Source organism: Streptomyces sp. NRRL F-5135, assembly GCF_000719775.1.
Taxonomy (GTDB): Bacteria; Actinomycetota; Actinomycetes; order Streptomycetales; family Streptomycetaceae; genus Streptomyces; species Streptomyces hebeiensis.
In genome coordinates this window covers 66564-82551 of the sequence record NZ_JOHR01000007.1, presented here as the reverse complement: position 1 = coordinate 82551, position 15988 = coordinate 66564, and the positions used below count along the sequence as shown (strand labels likewise).

The window sequence follows — 15988 nt, the reverse complement described above, 5'->3', positions numbered from 1 at the left end:
GACGGCCGTCGGGTGCAGGGCCTTGATCACCCGGTACTCGCGCGGCACGACGAGGGCCCGCGCGGTCTGCCGCGCCGCGCCGCGGACGGGCCCGCATCCGCACCCCGGGCCGTCCGGCCCCGGCGGGAGGCCGTATGGTCGGTCATCGTGAGTACGGTCTGCGTGGTGCGCGATTTGGTCAAGACGTACCCCGCCGCGCGCGGCCGGCGCGGTACTCCCGCGACCCCCGCCGTGCGGGCCACGGACGGGGTCTGTCTCGATGTCGGGCGCGGTGAGATCTTCGGTCTGCTCGGGCCGAACGGGGCCGGCAAGTCCACCCTCGTACGCCAGCTCACCGGCCTGATGCGGCCCGACTCCGGCACCGTCGACATGCTCGGCCACGACCTCGTGCGCCACCCCGAGCGCGCCGCCCGGCTCATCGGCTACCTCGGGCAGGAGTCCGCCGCACTCGACGAGCTGACCGTCGCGCTCGCCGCCGAGACCACCGGCCGGCTGCGCGGGCTCGGCGTACGGCGGGCGCGTGCCGAGCGGGACGCGGTGCTCGGGGAGCTGGGGCTCACCGAACTCGCCGGGCGCCCGCTCAAGAAGCTCTCCGGGGGCCAGCGCCGACTGGCCTGTTTCGCCGCCGCCCTGGTCGGCGAGCGGTCCGTACTCGTCCTGGACGAGCCCACCACCGGCATGGACCCGGTCGCCCGGCGCGCGGTCTGGGCCGCGGTGGACCGGCGGCGGGCCGAGAGCGGCACGACCGTTCTGCTCGTCACCCACAACGTCATCGAGGCCGAGACCGTCCTGGACCGCGTCGCCGTGCTGGAGCGCGGCCGGGTGATCGCCTGCGACACGCCCGCCGGCCTCAAGGAGCGGGTGGCGGGCGAGGTCCGGGTCGAGCTGGTGTGGCGGGAGCGGGCCCCGCTGGACGTCCCGGAGGTCGCCGCGCTGCGCGCGTCGGCGCAGGAGTCCGGGCGGCGCTGGGTCCTGCGGCTCGCCCCGGACGAGGCGCGCGCCGCCGTCGCCGCGGTGACCGGCGGAGCGGCCTTCGCCGCCCTGGACGACTTCACCCTGGCCACGCCCAGCCTGGAGGACGTCTACCTGGCGCTCGGCGGGCGCGCGAACGGGCTGGTGAAGGCATGAGCACGGGAGGAGGGGGCCACGGGGCCCGGAGCGTACCGGGCCGCCCGGCCCGGCAGGGGCCCATGACAAGGTGGGGGACCGCGGCGGTCCGCGCGCCCCGCGCCCGCCCGTCCGACACGTACGCAGCGAACAGGAGCAGCGCCAGGTGAGCATCGTGCCCGTGGAGGCCGTGGCCGGGAAGCCCGGGACCGCGGCGGACGGCCCGGCCCGGCGGACGGCCGAGGGCGATCCCGCCCCCCTCGCGCCCCGCGCCCGGCTGCTGCCCTCGCTCGCCGCCGTCTACCGCGCCCAGCTGTCGCGGGCCCGGGTCGCCCGGATCCCGCTGCTCTTCGTGGCGACGTTCCAGTCCGTCGGGATCATGGTGCTGATGCGCGGCGTGGTCGACGGCGGCGACGAGGCGCGCGCGGTGGTCGCCGGGTCGAGCGTGCTCGTCGTGGCGTTCGTGGCACTGAACCTCCTCGCCCAGTACTTCGGCCAGCTACGGGCCGGCGGCGGCCTGGACCACTACGCCACCCTGCCGGTGCCGCCCGCCGCCGTGGTGCTCGGCGCGGCCGGGGCGTACGCCTCCTTCACCGTGCCCGGCACCGCCGTGACCGCCGTGACCGGCAGCGTGCTCTTCCAACTGCCGCTCGACCACCTGTGGATACTGGCCGCGGTCATCCCGCTCTCGGGCGCGGCACTGGCCGGCCTGGGCGCCGCCCTCGGCCTCCTCGCGCCCCGCCAGGAACTGGCGACGCTGCTGGGCCAGCTCGGCATGTCCGCCGCGCTCCTGCTGGGCGTGCTGCCGGCGGACCGGCTGCCGGGCCCGGTGGCCTACGCGCGCGACCTGCTGCCCTCCACATACGGCGTGGAGGCCCTCGCTCGTACGTTCGACAAGCACCCCGACTGGACGGCCGTCGCGCTCGATCTCGGCGTGTGCGCGGTCGTCGGTGTCGTGTCCCTGGCCGTGGCGACCTGGGCGTACCGGCGGGCAGCGGTCCGATGAGGCACCACCCGGCGGGGCCTGGCACGATGTCGGGGTGACCGCACCTCTGACGCCACCCCACCAGCCCCGGCACGACGGCCCGTGGCAGACGCCGCCGGGCGGTGCCTCGCCCTACCCCGTGACGGAGACCGGGGACGAGGGCCCCGACCTGAAGACGGAGGTGCTCCAGGCCGCCGTGGTGCTGGTGGCCGTCACGCTCCTGGGACTGCTGCTCGGCGCGCTCTGGCTGTGGCTCGCCCCGAAGGTCCCGCTGGTCTCGGACAGCACGGCGGTCTTCCTCAAGGACACCGAGGGCGAGGAGGCGATCGCCGCCGACGGAATCTTCGCCCTGCTGGCCCTCGGCTTCGGCGTGGTGAGCGGAGCGCTGGTCTTCGTCCTCCGCCGGCACGGCGGTATCCCGCTGGTGCTGGCCCTGGCGCTGGGCGGGCTGCTGGGCGCGGTACTGGCCTGGCAGTTCGGCAGCCGCCTCGGCCCCACGCCGGACGTGCTGGCCCACGCGCGGGAGGCGGGCAAGGGGGTCACCTTCGACGCCCCGCTGGAACTGAACGCGAAGGGGGCGCTGCTGTCGTGGCCCTTGGCGGCGATGGTGGTCCACCTGGCGCTGACGGCCGTGTTCGGCCCGAAGGACCCGGAACCGGAATGGACCGCACCGCCGCCCCCCGCCCCCCAGCCCGAGAACCCGCCCCACCCCGGCTGACGTACACCGGGGTCCCGATACGTCCCGGGGTGCCCGTGACGTCCCGGTCAGGCCCGTCCGCCGGCGAGTGAGCCGAAGGGGCGCGCCGCTGTCGAAAGGGAGAGCGCGCGGAGGTTTGTGAGGTACGAGCAAACCGAGCACGGTCGACCGTCGACAGGGGCATAAAGCGCCCCGGAGGCGAACCGAGCCCTAAGAATGAAGCCGCCCCTCCCGGCCGATCGGCGCCACCACCGCCGATGTGAGCCCCGTCAGGTCCTTCGGGGACAGCTCCACCTCCAGCCCCCGGCGCCCCGCCGAGACGCAGACCGTCTCGTACGCCTCGGCCGACGCGTCCACCACCGTCCGCAGCCGCTTGCGCTGGCCCAACGGGGAGATCCCGCCCCGCACATAGCCCGTCGTACGCTCCGCCGCCGCCGGGTCCGCCATCGTCGCGCGTTTTCCGCCGACCGCCGAGGCGAGCGCCTTGAGGTCCAGCGAACCGGCGACCGGGACGACCGCCACGGTCAGTTCGCCGTCGACGTCCGCGACGAGCGTCTTGAAGACCCGTTCCGGGGAGACGCCCAGCGCCTCGGCCGCCTCTTCGCCGTAGGACGCGGACGCCGGGTCGTGCTCGTACGCGTGCAGGGTGAACGCCGCACCGGCCGCGGTCAGCGCGACCGTGGCCGGTGTTCCCCCGGACTGCTGCTGTCTCTTCGGCTTCTTCGCCACGTCGCCCGTTCCCTCGTACGCGTCGTTCTTCCCGCTCGGCCTCGGCTCGGCCATCGCCCGGCCATCGCCCCGTCATCCCCGTGGTCTTCGCGCTCAGTTCGGATTGGTCGGAGCCTTGGTCAGCTCGACGGCCGGCAGCGAGGGCAGGTGACGGATCACCGCGGTCTCCGCGCGCAGCAGCCTCAGTTCCGCGCGCAGCCGCGTCGCGACGTCCGCCGCCTCCAGCAGCCGCTGCTTGGACGGGACGTCGAGCACGGCGGCGGCGGCGACGAGATACGACACCACGGAGGGCTCCGCGGGCAGCTCGTCGCTCGTGGACAGCGATCGCTCGCGGGCTCCGGCCAGACGCTTCTGGTAGGAGCGGAAGGCGCGCAGCACGCCTTCCGCGAGCGGCTCCGCGCCCTCGCCCAGTTCCTCCGGGAGCTCCTCGACCTCGCCGGTCAGATAGGGGCCGCTCGCGTCCACGGAGAGCAGCCGCACCCGGGTCGTGCCCGTGGCCATCACCTCGAAGGTGCCGTCCGGGCGTTCGTGGATCGTCGCCGCGTCGGCGACACAGCCCACCGGGTGGAACGCTTCGAGCGGCTCCGCGCCGAAGCCGGCGGTCGGTCCGGCCTCGGGCGCGGTCGTTCCGCCGGGCATGCCGGGAGCCGTCGGCGCGACCTCGTGGCCGTCGCGGATGGCGACCACGGCGAAGCGGCGCGGTTCGGATTCATCCGTCTTGAGCAGCTCGCGCATCATGGCGCGGTACCGCTCCTCGAAGACGTTCAGCGGAAGGACGAGGCCCGGGAACAGAACCGTCTTGAGCGGGAAGAGAGGGAGGCGAGCGGTGGTCACAGCGGTCAAGCGTAGTGGCCGTGGGGCCGTCTCCGGCCGTCCCGGTTCCACAGAGGCGTCTGAGAGGCCACCTCGATCCGTGTGCCGTCCCGGGTTTCGAGGAACCGGCCGAGCGGATCCTCGTGCAGATGGTTCCACGGGAACGACGTCGCGTACGGGCCGATCAGCCGGAACTGTTCCAGCGCCTCGTTCCATCGGCCCCGTTCGATCAGGACGTACGCCAGCAGGTTGCGCACCTCGGCCGGCCACGGATCGCCCGCCTCGTAACCGGCGGACACCTCGACGGCGAGGTCCGCGGCGGCGTCGATGCGTTCCGCCTGCACGGAGGTGGGCTCACCGCTTTGCAACTGGTTGAAGGCGGCCCGCGCCGGCAGCGCCCGGATCAGCGAACCGGGCAACGCGTCGTACGCCGCCTGTTCGGCGGAGTCGAAGCACTCGCGATGCGAGCCGTACCACTCGGCGGAGAGGTACTGGAGGGCGGACACATGACAGCCGTAGTGGTGCGAGGAGCGCTGCACGGCCTGCGCCCACAGGGACTCGAACGCCGAGTGGGAGGCGTGCGTGCCGCGCGCGTGGTCGAGTGCCACGCGCCAGGGCACCGGGTCACGGGGCGCCTTGCCGGCCGCCGCGTCGATCAGCGGTCCGGTCTCCCGCAGGCGCTCGGCGCGGGCCGGTGACTCCCAGGCGCGCCGTACGGCCAGCTCGGCCCGTACGAGCAGCGCGTCCGGGTCGCGCGGCGCGGCCCGCAGCCAGGCCACGAGCCAGGCGTCGCGGCTGTGCGCGAAGGCGGCGAGACGGCGTACGCAGCGGTCGCGGTCCTCCCACTCGGCGGACTCGCGCGTGGTGGCGAGCAGCTTGGCGGCCTGGTCGTACTCGCCGTACGCGGCGGAGACGAGCGCGGGCGCGAGGCGCTCGTCGGGGGCGTCGAGCAGCACGGCGTCGTCCGGCGGCAGCCCGGCCGCGAGCTGGGGGGTGTGCCGGATCATGCGGGCGGTGCTGATCAGGGCACGCAGCAGAGACATGGTGCGGACCATTGAAAACGGCGGGGGAGCGCGGCGCCACAGAATGTCTGTGAAGTTTTGATATCGGCGGAAAGGTTGTCGTGGTCCGGGTCAAGGCGAGGCAAAATCCGCGGTGGCGGCCGGAAGGAGCCGGAAGGGGCCGGAAAGAACCGGAAGGGGCCGGAAAGAACCGGAAGGGATGGAAGGCGCCGGGAGGGGACGCGAGGGCGGAACCCGGGCGGAACCCGCGAAGGGCCCCGCCCCGGCGCGCCCGCGCGTCAGCTCGTGGACGGGCCGCACGAGCCGCCGGACAATCCTCCGCCCCCACGGGCCCCGCGCGTCAGCTCCTGCGCAGCAGTCGTGTGGCCCCCGTCGCCACCGTCGTCGCCAGGATCCAGCCCAGCAGCACCAGCACCGCCGCTCCCCACTGCCAGCCGCCCCGCAGCAGCCAGTAGCCGTCCTGGCCCAGGTTGATCACCGGGACCAGCAGGTCCAGGGAGAACAGGGCCGGGTTCCACTCCGGGTGCTCCTCCCCTCTGATGGCCTCGGGGGCGTGCCGGGAGAAGGCGACCGTGCTCGCGCCCCACAGCACCGCCATCCACAGTGCCGCCCGGCCCGGGCGGTAGCCGTAGGCGACCGTCCAGTCCTGGAGGTAGCCCCAGAGCTTGGCGGCCAGCGGAAGTGTCTCCCGGCGGCGCCGCTGCTTGGCGAGGAGGACTTCGCGCGCGTCCGCGTCCTCGCCGCTGTTGCGCATGACCTGGGCGAGGCGTTCGTACGGCTCCGGCGAGTACTCGGGCGTCGCCGCGGCGACCCACTCCAGGCGCCGGAACAGGGGGAAGTGGCCGAAAGGGACCAGGTTCTCGTACACGAAGCCGCCCATCCCCAGGCCGCCGGGCGCGGGCCAGCTGGTCGACATGTCGACCAAGGTGACGATCTTCGCGCCACTGAGCACGACCCGGCCCTCCTCCACCCGCTCGCAGGTGAAGCGCAGCTCGGGGGTGACGATCCGGCGCAGTGACAGTTCTTCCTCCGGGTCCAGGACGAAGCGTGCCTTGTCCAGGTCGACGGCGTCCCCGAACCGGCCGTCGTCCAGCCGAACCCCGCCCCGGCACTCGAAGTGCTGGAGGCGGGTGCCATAAGGGGACGTGGCATCGGAGCCGGCCCCGGAGCCCGATCTCGGGCCGGAGCCTGATCCCGAGCCGGGACCCGACCCCGAGCCCGGGCCCGAGCCGGTCCCGGCCCCGAGGCCGGTACCCCGACCATGGCCGGCGCCCGGACCGCGTCCGCGGTCCTGACCCCGGTCGGGAGTGTGGCCGCGGTCGTGGGGGAGGGCGGGTCCGGGGCCGGTGCCCATACCGAGGCCGACGCCGTACGGGGGAGTGGCCCAGGGCCGGCCGGTCTGCTCGCTCACCCACGTGCCCGTCAGGTAGAGCGAGCGCTCGACGGTCAGCTGCGGGGCGTTCAGCGCCCACTTGCCCTGGGCCGCGCGCAGTCGGCTGCCGCGCAGGCTCAGCGAGACGCCGATCTTGGCGCCGCGCAGGCTGACCTCGCCGTAGGTCTCGATCTGATCGGCCTGGAGGTCCTGCGCGACGGTCATCCCGTCGGCCGTGATCGCCCGGCCCAGCCGGTCCGGGTGCACCTCGATCTGGCTGATCAGCAGATCCGTGCCGATCTGCGCGTCGGTGAGCCGGATGCCCCGCTCGACCCGGCAGCGCGGGAGGTGCAGGTCGCCCTCCGTGTGCAGCCGGGCCGCCTCCAGCCGGGGCAGCGCGCAGCCGGCGATGCGCAGGGTGGTGAAACGCGACTCGGGCAGTACCACTTCGTTCTCGAAGCGGCATTCGTTCAGCTCGACATACGGGGCGACCGTGCCGCCCGCGAGGTTGAGCGTGCCGGTGATCTGTACACCGCGCAGCTTGAGTGCCGCGACCCGGCCGGGCAGCGCCGCCGGGCCGCTCAGCAGGAGCAGCGCCACCACCCGGGCGCGCACACTGCGCTCCGTGCCCCAGGGGCGGGCCGAGAAGGGGTCGTCCAGCAAGGGGTCCGAGGTGCTCAGGTCGTACGTGCTGCCGTTGCGGAACGACTGCCACATGCCGAGTTCCGCCGCGCTGAGCCAGTCGGGAGATTCGTCGTTCTGCGGCTCGGTCACCGCCGGGCCTCCGCTTCCCCGTATGCGCACAAAAGTGCGCAAATGCGTGCCTTTGTTTGATTGAAGTGCTCTGGTCGAGTCGAGATGGTCCGGGTCGAGAGTGCTTGTCGCTTGTCGCTTGTCCGCTTGTCCGCGTTGTCAGGGGGCCGTCCGAGCCGGCGACGGTGGTCATACCGCCTGGCCACGAGTGGTCCTTACCAGCGTTGTGCCCGCTGAGTGACCCGCTGAACGCTAGTGGTGAAGAGTGATGCCCGGGACATGTATCAGCCAGTGATACGCGGGCTCGGGGCCCTGAGCCGGTCTGCGAGAATTGGCACCGTGATCTCACGAATCGATCTGCGTGGCGACGCCCTCCCCGAGGGTGCCGCCCTGCGCGACCTGCTGCCCCGAGCCGATTTCGACGTGGAAGCCGCCCTGGAGAAGGTCCGGCCGATCTGCGAGGACATCCACCATCGGGGCACGACGGCGCTGATCGAGTACGCGGAGAAGTTCGACGGGGTGCGGCTGGAACGGATCCGGGTGCCCGCGCGCGCCCTCGCCGACGCCCTCGACGGGCTCGACCCGGCCGTGCGGGCCGCCCTGGAGGAGTCGATCCGCCGGGCCCGGCTCGTCCACCGCGCGCAGCGCCGCACCGAGCACACCACTCAGGTCGTGCCGGGCGGCACGGTCACCGAGAAGTGGGTGCCGGTCGAGCGCGTCGGGCTGTACGCCCCCGGCGGCCGGTCCGTCTACCCCTCGTCCGTGATCATGAACGCGGTCCCGGCGCAGGAGGCGGGCGTCGAGTCCATCGCCCTGGCCTCGCCGGCACAGGCCGAGTCGGGCGGCCTCCCGCACCCCACGATCCTCGCCGCGTGCGCGCTGCTGGGGATCGACGAGGTGTACGCGGCGGGCGGGGCCACCGCCGTCGCGATGTTCGCGTACGGCACCGAGGAGTGCCCGCCCGCGAACATGGTCACCGGCCCGGGCAACATCTGGGTCGCCGCCGCCAAGCGCTACTTCACCGGCCGGATCGGCATCGACACCGAGGCCGGCCCCACCGAGATCGCGGTCCTGGCCGACGACACCGCCGACCCGGTGCACGTCGCCGCCGACCTGATCAGCCAGGCCGAGCACGACCCGCTGGCCGCCGCCGTCCTGGTGACGGACTCGGCGGAGCTGGCGGCGGCGGTCGAGAGGGAACTCCAGCCGCAGGTCGCCGCGACCCGGCACATCGAGGACCGGGTGGTCCCCGCGCTCTCCGGCCGGCAGTCGGCCATCGTCCTGGTCGACTCGCTGGAGGACGGCCTGCGGGTGGTTGACGCGTACGGGGCCGAGCACCTGGAGATCCAGACCGCCGACGCCGCCGCGCTGGCCGCGCGGGTGCGCAACGCGGGCGCGATCTTCGTCGGCCCGTACGCCCCGGTCTCGCTCGGCGACTACTGCGCCGGTTCCAACCACGTCCTGCCGACCGGCGGCTGCGCGTGCCACTCCTCGGGCCTGTCCGTCCAGTCGTTCCTGCGCGGCATCCACATCGTGGACTACGACAGGGACGCGCTCGCCGAGGTCGCCCACCACGTGGTGACCCTCGCCGAGGCGGAGGACCTGCCCGCGCACGGCGCGGCGCTCAAGGCGCGTTTCGGATGGCAGGTGCCCGGCACGTGAGCACCGACCCCTCCCGCGGATCCTCCGGCACCGGCCCCTCCCGCGGACACGACCCCTCCCCGCCTTCCCCCGGTATCGACGACCTGCCCGTACGGGACGAGCTGCGCGGCAAGTCCCCGTACGGCGCCCCCCAGCTCGACGTCCCCGTCCAGCTCAACACCAACGAGAACCCGTACCCGCTGCCCGAGCCGCTCGTCGAGCGCATCGCCGAGCGGGTCCGCGAGGCCGCCCGGGGGCTCAACCGCTACCCGGACCGGGACGCGGTCGAGCTGCGCACGGCCCTGGCCGCGTACCTCGGCCGGACCGGCGGCCACCCGCTGACCGCGGCGAACGTCTGGGCCGCCAACGGCTCCAACGAGGTCATCCAGCAGCTCCTCCAGACCTTCGGCGGCCCCGGCCGCACGGCGATCGGCTTCGAGCCCTCGTACTCGATGCACGGCCTGATCGCCCGGGGCACCGGCACCGGCTGGCTCTCCGGCCCGCGCAACGAGGACTTCACGATCGACCGGGCGGCGGCCGTCGCCGCGATCGCCGAGCACCGGCCCGACGTCGTCTTCATCACCTCCCCCAACAACCCCACGGGCACGGCCGTGGACGCGGACACCGTCCTCGCCCTGTACGAGGCCGCGCAGGCGGCCCGGCCGTCACTGGTCGTGGTGGACGAGGCGTACGTCGAGTTCAGCCACCGTCCCTCCCTGCTCCCGCTGATCGAGGGCCGCCCGCACCTGGTCGTGTCCCGCACGATGTCCAAGGCGTTCGGCGCGGCCGGTCTCCGCCTCGGCTACCTGGCCGCGCACCCCGCCGTGGTCGACGCCGTCCAGCTGGTGCGCCTGCCGTACCACCTGTCGGCCGTCACCCAGGCCACCGCGCTCGCCGCGCTGGAACACACCGATACGCTGCTCGGGTACGTCGAGCAGCTCAAGGCCGAGCGGGACCGGCTGGTCGCCGAGTTGCGCGCCACCGGTTACGAGGTGACCGAGTCGGACGCGAACTTCGTGCAGTTCGGCCGCTTCGAGGACGCCCACGAGGCGTGGCGGCGGATCCTCGACCGGGGGGTCCTCATCCGTGACAACGGCGTACCGGGCTGGCTGCGGGTCACCGCGGGCACCCCGTCCGAGAACGACGCGTTCCTCGACGCGGTACGTGACTTGAAGAAGGAGCAGCGCGCATGAACCGCATGAGCCGCGTCGGCCGCGTGGAGCGCAGTACGAAGGAAACCGCCGTCGTCGTGGAGATCGACCTCGACGGCACCGGCGTCGTGGACGTCTCGACCGGGGTCGGCTTCTACGACCACATGCTCGACCAGCTCGGCCGGCACGGGCTGTTCGACCTCACGGTGAAGACCGAGGGCGATCTGCACATCGACTCGCACCACACCATCGAGGACACCGCGCTCGCGCTGGGCGCCGCCTTCAAGCAGGCCCTCGGCGACAAGGTCGGCATCTACCGCTTCGGCAACTGCACGGTGCCGCTGGACGAGTCGCTCGCGCAGGTGACGGTGGACCTGTCGGGACGGCCGTACCTGGTGCACACCGAGCCGGAGAACATGGCGCCGATGATCGGCGGCTACGACACGACGATGACGCGGCACATCCTGGAGTCGTTCGTCGCGCAGGCCCAGATCGCGCTGCACGTGCACGTCCCGTACGGGCGCAACGCGCACCACATCGTGGAATGCCAGTTCAAGGCGCTGGCCCGGGCCCTGCGCTACGCCTCGGAGCGCGACCCGCGCGCGGCGGGGATTCTCCCCTCGACGAAGGGGGCGCTGTGAGCGACGCACGCGCGGCCACCGGGCCGCGGCCAGGGTCGATGCCCGCACCTCTGCGCCGCGCGGGCGGAGAAGCGAACGGAGAGGCACAGTGAGCGACGCACGCGCGGCCACCGGGCCGCGGCCGGGGTCGATGCCCGCACCTCTGCGCCGCGCGGGCGGCTGTGACATCAGCCGCTGCCGCGGCGGGGCGAACGGAGAGGCACAGTGACTGGTCTTTCGACCGTTCTGATCGTGCTGGGACTGTTCCTCGCCGGGGGCGTGTACTCCTTCTCCAAGCAGAATCTCCCCAAGGGCGTGATCGTGCTGCTCGCGCTCTGCTCAGGACTGTGTCTTCTCGCCGGTGTGCTGCGGATCCAGGGGCTCTGGACATGACCAAGAACGTCGTCGTCTTCGACTACGGGTTCGGCAACGTCCGCTCCGCCGAGCGCGCCCTCGCGCGGGCCGGCGCCGAGGTCGAGATCACCCGTGACTTCGACCGCGCCATGAACGCCGACGGGCTGCTCGTCCCCGGCGTCGGGGCCTTCGCCGCCTGCATGGCGGGGCTCACCGCCGCCCGGGGGCACTGGATCGTGGGCCGCAGGCTCGCCGGCGGACGGCCCGTCATGGGGATCTGCGTCGGGATGCAGATCCTCTTCGAGCGCGGCATCGAGCACGGCGTGGAGACCGACGGCCTGGACGAGTGGCCCGGCACGGTCGGACCGCTGAGGGCCGCAGTCGTCCCGCACATGGGGTGGAACACGGTCGAGGCGCCCGGCGACAGCGAACTGTTCGCCGGCCTCGACCGGGACGCCCGCTTCTACTTCGTGCACTCCTACGCGGCGCACGAGTGGAGTCTCGAAGTCACCAACCCGAAGATCAGGGCCCCCCGGGTCACCTGGTCCACGCACGGCGAGCCGTTCGTCGCCGCCGTCGAGAACGGGGCACTGTGGGCCACGCAGTTCCACCCCGAGAAGTCCGGCGACGCCGGCGCGCAGCTGCTGACCAACTGGATCGGAACCCTCTGATGTCCGCTGAGTCCTCCCAGCCCAATCCCTCGAACGTGTCGGGCCCGTCGCGGCTCGAACTCCTCCCCGCGGTCGACGTCCGCGACGGCCAGGCCGTCCGGCTCGTCCACGGCGAGTCCGGTACGGAGACCTCGTACGGCTCGCCGCTGGAAGCCGCCCTCGCCTGGCAGCGCGCCGGCGCCGAGTGGCTGCACCTGGTCGACCTCGACGCCGCCTTCGGCACCGGCGACAACCGGAAGCTGATCTCCGAGGTCACCGACGCCATGGACATCAAGGTCGAGCTGTCCGGCGGCATCCGCGACGACGCCTCGCTCGCCGCCGCGCTCGCCACCGGCTGCACCCGGGTCAACCTGGGCACCGCCGCGCTGGAGACCCCCGAGTGGGTCGCCAGGATCATCGCGGAACACGGCGACCGGATCGCGGTCGGCCTCGACGTCCGGGGCACGACGCTGCGCGGCCGGGGCTGGACCCGGGACGGCGGTGACCTCTACGAGACGCTGGCACGGCTGGACTCCGAGGGCTGCGCCCGGTACGTCGTCACCGACATCGCCAAGGACGGCACGCTCCAGGGCCCCAACCTGGAGCTGCTCAGGAACGTCTGCGCCGCGACCGACAAGCCGGTCGTCGCCTCCGGCGGGGTCTCCTCGCTGGACGACCTGCGCGCGCTCGCCACGCTGGTGCCCGCGGGAGTCGAGGGCGCCATCGTCGGCAAGGCCCTGTACGCCAAGGCGTTCACCCTGGAGGAGGCGCTCGCCGTGGTGGCCGGGACGTCCGGGGCGGCCGAGGCGCCCGGTGTCCCGGCCGGCTCCGAGGTGTCCGGATGAGCGACGCGGTGGCAGCGGTACGGAGGGTCTCCTCCGGCGCGCACTGGGAGGAGGCCTTCGGCTACTCCCGCGCGGTGGAACTGCCCAACGGCCTGGTCCTGGTGGCCGGCTGCACCTCCGTGGTCGACGGACGGATCGCCGAGGGCGGCCCGTACGAACAGGCGTCGACGGCGTTCGGCGTGGCGGTCAAGGCACTTCAGGAGCTGGGCCTCGGCGCGGAGCACGTGGTGCGCACGCGCATGTACATCACCCACGTCCGGGACGCGGACGAGGTGGGCCGCGCGCACAAGGACCTCTTCGGTGCCGTGCGCCCGGCCGCCTCGATGGTCGTCGTCGCCGGGCTCATAGACCCGAGCCTGGTCGTCGAGGTCGAGGTCGAGGCGTACCGGGGCGGGCGTGACGAGGACGAGAGCCACCGCGGAGGTGGGGCGTGAGTCTGGCCGTACGGGTCATTCCCTGCCTGGACGTGGACAACGGCCGGGTCGTCAAGGGCGTCAACTTCCAGAACCTGCGCGACGCGGGCGACCCCGTCGAGATGGCCAGGCTGTACGACGCGGAGGGCGCCGACGAGCTGACGTTCCTCGACATCACCGCCTCGTCCGGTGACCGGGAGACCACCTACGACGTGGTGCGCCGCACCGCCGAGCAGGTCTTCATCCCGCTCACCGTCGGCGGGGGAGTGCGCACCCCCGAGGACGTCGACAAGCTGCTGCGGGCGGGCGCGGACAAGGTCGGCGTCAACACGGCGGCCATCGCGCGGCCCGAGCTGATCCGGGAGATCGCCGAACGGTTCGGCCGCCAGGTGCTGGTGCTCTCGGTGGACGCGCGGCGGACGGTCTCGGCGTCCGGGACAGTGTCCTTCGAGGTCACCACGCACGGCGGCCGCCGGGGCACGGGCATCGACGCGGTCGAGTGGGCGCACCGGGCCGCCGAGCTGGGCGCGGGGGAGATCCTGCTCAACTCGATGGACGCGGACGGCACGAAGGACGGCTACGACACGGAGATGATCGCGGCCGTCCGCAAGCACGTGTCCGTTCCCGTCATCGCCTCGGGCGGCGCGGGCCGGTCGGCCGACTTCCCGCCCGCGATCGAGGCGGGCGCCGACGCCGTACTGGCCGCGTCCGTCTTCCACTTCGGGGACCTGCGCATCTCCGAGGTCAAGCAGGCCCTGCGCGAGGCGGGGCACCCGGTCCGGTGACGCGCGCCCTCCTCGCCGGGTGACGGCGACGGGGTGAACGCCGGAAGGGGGCGGTTCCGACATGGTCGGGCCCGTCCCTCCGCTCCCTGCCCTCGGCCCCGTCAACTCCTTGACGTGTCGTTCGACAAAACCGGTGAACTCGCCGATTTCCGCCCGCCGGGCGGATGGTGACAGCGACGAACGCCCTCCAAACTGGCGATCCCACTCCGGCGCACCCCACCCCACGTGCCCGTCGGTGTGGGCCCGCCATGACCGAGAGGACGCCCGTCATGCAGCAGCCCTCCGCACACCTCCCCACCCGCCTCTCCGCACCGCCACCCGCCGCCGGCCGGGCCCGTGGCCGTACCGTCCGGGGCTTATGGGGGGCCGCGGTGGCGAGCGCGGGCCTGATCGCCGCGCTCGTCCCGGGCGCGTCCGAGGCCCGGGCCGGCGGCAACCCGTACCAGCGCGGCCCCGCGCCGACCGCGGCGAGCGTCGAGGCCGCCACCGGCCCGTACGCCGTCTCGCGGACCACCGTCGCCTCCGCAGCCGTCAAGGGGTTCGGCGGCGGCACCGTCTACTACCCGACCCGGACCGCGGACGGCACCTTCGGAGCCGTGGCCGTCTCGCCCGGCTTCACCGGCACCCAGTCCAGCGTGTCCTGGCTGGGGCCGAGACTCGCCTCCCAGGGCTTCGTCGTCTTCACCATCGACACCATCACCACCCTGGACGCCCCGGACAGCCGGGGCCGCCAACTCCTCGCCGCACTCGACTACCTGACGCGCAGTTCACCCGTCAGCGGCCGGATCGACCCCAACCGCCTCGGGGTCATGGGCCACTCGATGGGCGGTGGCGGCGCGCTGGAGGCCGCGAAGACCCGTACGTCGCTCAAGGCGGCCATCCCGCTGACCGGCTGGAACGCGGACAAGACCTGGCCGGAGGTGCGGACGCCCACCCTGCTGGTGGGGGCCGACGGCGACATCGTGGCGCCCGTCTCCTCGTACTCCGAGCCGTTCTACGAGTCGCTGCCGGCCACGCTCGACAAGGCGTATCTGGAGCTGAACAACGCCACCCACTCCACCCCGACCACGGCGAACACCACGATCGCGAAATACAGCGTGTCCTGGCTGAAGCGGTTCATCGACAAGGACACCCGGTACGAGAAGTTCCTGTGCCCGCTGCCGCGGCCGAGCACGACGGTCGAGGAGTACCGGGGGAACTGCCCGCACACCTCCTGAGCGTGTCCGCGCGCTCCGTCACGCGCCGGCTCGCGCGCGTAGGCGCGCCGACGGGGACCCGCGCACCCACCCGCGCGGGTCCCCGTCCGTGATCCCGCCGTTCCCGTCGTTTCCGCCGTCCCGGTCCCGTCCCTGACCGGCCCGCGGTGCTCAGATGCCCAGCTTCGCCGTCCGCGCCTTGGCCACCGCGTCCTCGTCGCCCTCCAGAGCGACCTCCGCCGCGCCCTGCCGGCCGAACGTGAACAGCAGCAGCTCCGACGGCTCCCCGGTGACCGTCACCACGGGCGCGCCGCGGTGCGCGACCACCGTCCGGCCGTCCGGGCGGCGCAGCACCAGGCCCACCGGGGACTTGCGGCCCATCATCCGGCCGCCCTTCTCCAGCCGGGACCACAACGCGTCCGCGAACACCCGGTCCAGCTCGCGCGGCGTCCAGTCCGGCTGAGCGCGGCGGACGTCCTCGGCGTGGACGTAGAACTCGACCGTGTTCGCCGCCTCGTCGACCTGCTTGATCCCGTACGGGGACATCCGCGGCGGGCCCGTCCTGATCAGCTGGATCAGCTCCTCGTACGGCTTCGCCAGATACTCGGACGTCACCCGCTCCAGACGGTTCCTGAGCGCGGGCACCAGCAGCCCGCCGGCCGCGTCGGGGCGGCGCTCGCGGACCACCACATGGGCGGCGAGATCACGGGTGAGCCAGCCCTCGCAGAGTGTCGGGGCGGTCGGGCCGGCCGCCTCCAACAGGTCGGCTAGCAGAAGTCGTTCACGCTTGGCATGGGTCGACATGCCCGCAAGCCTACGGCGGCCCGGTGCGGTCCGCCCAGTGGACCCTCCGCC

17 protein-coding genes are annotated in these 15988 nt (G+C 73.2%); 12 read left to right on the top strand and 5 right to left on the bottom strand.

The window, feature by feature from the left end:
• The first annotated feature begins 147 nt into the window (after window positions 1–147).
• The 3 genes from IG02_RS0112935 (at window position 148) to IG02_RS0112925 (ending at window position 2810) form a co-directional block, all read left to right on the top strand.
• Window positions 148–1128: an ABC transporter ATP-binding protein gene (locus IG02_RS0112935; RefSeq protein ID WP_030745729.1), complete on the top strand. Its 981-nt coding sequence runs from the start codon at window positions 148–150 to the stop codon at window positions 1126–1128.
• Window positions 1129–1273: 145 nt separating this feature from the next.
• Window positions 1274–2113 carry an ABC transporter permease gene (locus tag IG02_RS0112930; protein WP_030745726.1) on the top strand — a complete coding sequence of 280 codons (840 nt, stop codon included), beginning with the start codon at window positions 1274–1276 and terminating at the stop codon, window positions 2111–2113.
• Window positions 2114–2147: 34 nt separating this feature from the next.
• The gene (locus IG02_RS0112925; RefSeq protein ID WP_030745723.1) at window positions 2148–2810 is read left to right on the top strand and encodes a DUF2567 domain-containing protein; all 663 of its coding nucleotides are present in this window, start codon (window positions 2148–2150) and stop codon (window positions 2808–2810) included.
• A gap of 189 nt (window positions 2811–2999) precedes the next feature.
• Here IG02_RS0112925 and ybaK read toward each other — a convergent pair whose 3' ends face one another.
• From ybaK to IG02_RS39245, 4 genes are all read right to left on the bottom strand, one after another.
• On the bottom strand, window positions 3000–3518 hold the full coding sequence (gene ybaK, locus IG02_RS0112920) for a Cys-tRNA(Pro) deacylase (protein ID WP_030745720.1): 519 nt from the start codon (window positions 3516–3518) through the stop codon (window positions 3000–3002).
• Window positions 3519–3611: 93 nt separating this feature from the next.
• Window positions 3612–4352 (bottom strand): LON peptidase substrate-binding domain-containing protein, encoded by a 741-nt coding sequence (locus IG02_RS0112915; protein ID WP_030745717.1) that lies wholly within the window; start codon window positions 4350–4352, stop codon window positions 3612–3614.
• Between the two features lie 5 nt (window positions 4353–4357).
• Window positions 4358–5386, bottom strand: coding sequence for a hypothetical protein (locus IG02_RS0112910; RefSeq protein WP_030745714.1), 1029 nt, complete (start codon window positions 5384–5386; stop codon window positions 4358–4360).
• A 307-nt stretch (window positions 5387–5693) separates the two neighbouring features.
• Complete coding sequence (locus IG02_RS39245; protein ID WP_030745710.1) at window positions 5694–7499, bottom strand: hypothetical protein; 1806 nt, start codon at window positions 7497–7499, stop codon at window positions 5694–5696.
• 318 nt (window positions 7500–7817) lie between these two features.
• Between IG02_RS39245 and hisD the strand changes: the two genes are divergently transcribed.
• From hisD to IG02_RS0112860, 9 genes are all read left to right on the top strand, one after another.
• The gene (gene hisD, locus IG02_RS0112900; protein WP_030745707.1) at window positions 7818–9140 is read left to right on the top strand and encodes a histidinol dehydrogenase; all 1323 of its coding nucleotides are present in this window, start codon (window positions 7818–7820) and stop codon (window positions 9138–9140) included.
• A 74-nt stretch (window positions 9141–9214) separates the two neighbouring features.
• Window positions 9215–10312 carry a histidinol-phosphate transaminase gene (locus IG02_RS0112895; protein WP_030745704.1) on the top strand — a complete coding sequence of 366 codons (1098 nt, stop codon included), beginning with the start codon at window positions 9215–9217 and terminating at the stop codon, window positions 10310–10312.
• 5 nt (window positions 10313–10317) lie between these two features.
• Window positions 10318–10911: an imidazoleglycerol-phosphate dehydratase HisB gene (gene hisB, locus IG02_RS0112890; protein WP_030745701.1), complete on the top strand. Its 594-nt coding sequence runs from the start codon at window positions 10318–10320 to the stop codon at window positions 10909–10911.
• Between the two features lie 204 nt (window positions 10912–11115).
• Window positions 11116–11283 (top strand): hypothetical protein, encoded by a 168-nt coding sequence (locus IG02_RS42135; protein WP_030745698.1) that lies wholly within the window; start codon window positions 11116–11118, stop codon window positions 11281–11283.
• On the top strand, window positions 11280–11915 hold the full coding sequence (gene hisH, locus IG02_RS0112880; RefSeq protein WP_030745695.1) for an imidazole glycerol phosphate synthase subunit HisH: 636 nt from the start codon (window positions 11280–11282) through the stop codon (window positions 11913–11915). Before IG02_RS42135 ends, hisH begins: the two co-directional genes overlap by 4 nt.
• Window positions 11915–12739: a bifunctional 1-(5-phosphoribosyl)-5-((5-phosphoribosylamino)methylideneamino)imidazole-4-carboxamide isomerase/phosphoribosylanthranilate isomerase PriA gene (priA, locus tag IG02_RS0112875; protein ID WP_051764921.1), complete on the top strand. Its 825-nt coding sequence runs from the start codon at window positions 11915–11917 to the stop codon at window positions 12737–12739. Before hisH ends, priA begins: the two co-directional genes overlap by 1 nt.
• Window positions 12736–13173, top strand: coding sequence for a RidA family protein (locus tag IG02_RS0112870; protein ID WP_030745690.1), 438 nt, complete (start codon window positions 12736–12738; stop codon window positions 13171–13173). Before priA ends, IG02_RS0112870 begins: the two co-directional genes overlap by 4 nt.
• Entirely contained in the window at window positions 13170–13937 is a 768-nt protein-coding gene (gene hisF / locus IG02_RS0112865; RefSeq protein WP_030745688.1) for an imidazole glycerol phosphate synthase subunit HisF, read from the top strand. The genes IG02_RS0112870 and hisF overlap by 4 nt, the downstream gene beginning before the upstream one ends.
• Window positions 13938–14206: 269 nt before the next feature.
• Entirely contained in the window at window positions 14207–15154 is a 948-nt protein-coding gene (locus tag IG02_RS0112860; RefSeq protein WP_030745685.1) for an alpha/beta hydrolase family protein, read from the top strand.
• 150 nt (window positions 15155–15304) lie between these two features.
• Here the strand turns inward: IG02_RS0112860 and IG02_RS0112855 are convergent, their stop codons facing one another.
• Entirely contained in the window at window positions 15305–15937 is a 633-nt protein-coding gene (locus IG02_RS0112855) for a TIGR03085 family metal-binding protein (RefSeq protein ID WP_030745683.1), read from the bottom strand.
• Window positions 15938–15988 lie beyond the last annotated feature (51 nt).